The sequence below is a fragment of the Paenibacillus sp. Root444D2 genome, assembly GCF_001426375.1.
Lineage (GTDB): Bacteria > Bacillota > Bacilli > Paenibacillales > NBRC-103111 > Paenibacillus_E.
Genome location: NZ_LMEO01000049.1, coordinates 1 through 1,761, shown reverse-complemented (window position 1 = coordinate 1,761; position 1,761 = coordinate 1). Strand labels below are relative to the sequence as shown.

2 protein-coding genes are annotated in these 1,761 nt (G+C 43.5%); both read right to left on the bottom strand.

The window, feature by feature from the left end; all coding sequences use genetic code 11:
* Nucleotides 1-706: 706 nt before the first annotated feature.
* Nucleotides 707-1,012, bottom strand: a complete 306-nt coding sequence (locus tag ASD40_RS39520) for a hypothetical protein (RefSeq protein ID WP_442952729.1) — start codon at nt 1,010-1,012, stop codon at nt 707-709.
* The coding region (locus tag ASD40_RS27530; protein WP_057306353.1) for an IS4 family transposase at nt 994-1,761 on the bottom strand (768 nt) is incomplete at its 5' end. The genes ASD40_RS27530 and ASD40_RS39520, both read right to left, overlap by 19 nt.

The window sequence follows — 1,761 nt, the reverse complement described above, 5'->3', positions numbered from 1 at the left end:
CCGCATGCTCATGATTGAAGAACATCGGAAAGCCGTATGAGGGAAAACTTCATGTACGGTTTGATGAGGAGGGGCTGAATATTCAGCCCTTTACTCTAGTTTTGTGGATGTGGTGATGGCTTTAACGATGATTTTCATCGTTAAAATGATGATCTTGAGTAGAAGCCTGACTTTAGCGATGCAAAACATGCTTACGAGCGGGGATATTCACATAAAGGCAGAGTAGATGGAAGTATAACGATGAAACTCATCGTTAAAGAGATGGTATTGAGCAGCAGCCCGGTTTTAGCGATGAAAAACATCCTTACGAGTAGAGAAATTCACATAAAGGCAGAGTAGATGGAAGTATAACGATGAAATTCACACTAAGCATGCATCAAACCTAACATCGTAGAATAGTTTAATTGCGATCAAAGGTTATCCACAAAAAATAACATATTATTACATCTGGACTTTATCNCAAACCTAACATCGTAGAATAGTTTAATTGCGATCAAAGGTTATCCACAAAAAATAACATATTATTACATCTGGACTTTATCCATTTGAGCAAAAACAGCAACGCCTATTAAGTTGACGTGTTTCTCCAAAAAAAAATTGGATATTTGGCTGTTTGTTATTGCCTTAGTTCAGAATGATCCGCTGCGGTTCCATCATCACTTGCCGACTAAAAAAAAAATTGGATATTTGGCTGTTTGTTATTGCCTTAGTTCAGAATGATCCGCTGCGGTTCCATCATCACTTGCCGACTACCTGTTTTCTGTCTACCTTTTGAGGTCCTGGTTGGTTCCCGATTTAACGCCACTAGAAACTCCTCCCATGGGTGAAAGGGATATGACCTGAGCAGCTTTAGCACCGCCCACTGTGTTTTTTTCGTTTGTAACTTTAACTTTAAAAGCAGGCTAACAGCGAATGCTATCAGTGACAAGAAAAGGTGGTTCCAAACCGCATCTGAATGACAGCCGAACAGTTGAATAAGGTTAAGATGCTGTTTTACCCACTTGAAAAACACTTCGATGAGCCAGCGTTTTTTGTAAATGTGTGCGATTTCGGCTGCTGGATAAGGTTAAGATGCTGTTTTACCCACTTGAAAAACACTTCGATGAGCCAGCGTTTTTTGTAAATGTGTGCGATTTCGGCTGCTGGTAAGTCCCACCGACTTGTAACAACGCGATAATGACCACCTTTTCCATCTGTGAACTCCACGAGTCGAATCGGAACAGTCGTCTTATTGGTCAGCACATCCACATCTCGGATCACATTCGGGGAATCAGTCGGAATTTCTCGTTCGGTACCTGCTACCGGGTAGAGCTGCAGCAAGTCACGTACACGTACCACAAAACGTTTTCCTTCGGTTACCCATCTTTCAAAATGAAGGCATTTCTCATATCCACGGTCCATGACATAGGTCACGTCATCATCCGTTATCAACTCCATCACGACAACGGATTCTCGAACATTTACCGTCGAGGCGATCACCTTATCAGGGAAAACGGTGTCTGGGTCGGCAACAACCACACGCGTATGGAGGCGGACGCCCGTTTTTCGTTTACCGCAGCGAGCCCAGCTTCCAAGGAGGGTTGGAAGTGAAATATCCGTCGCGTCAATCAGATGCAGGCGACCGATCGATTTGGAGATCCCAGAGCCCTTCTTGCTTAACTCTTGTATCTGCTGAATCAGCTGGCAGAACAAGTGCTGTAAGCTCTCCGTACAAAGTGCCTTTGTCTTTCTCGACATTTGGGATTCGCTGACGGAATCCAT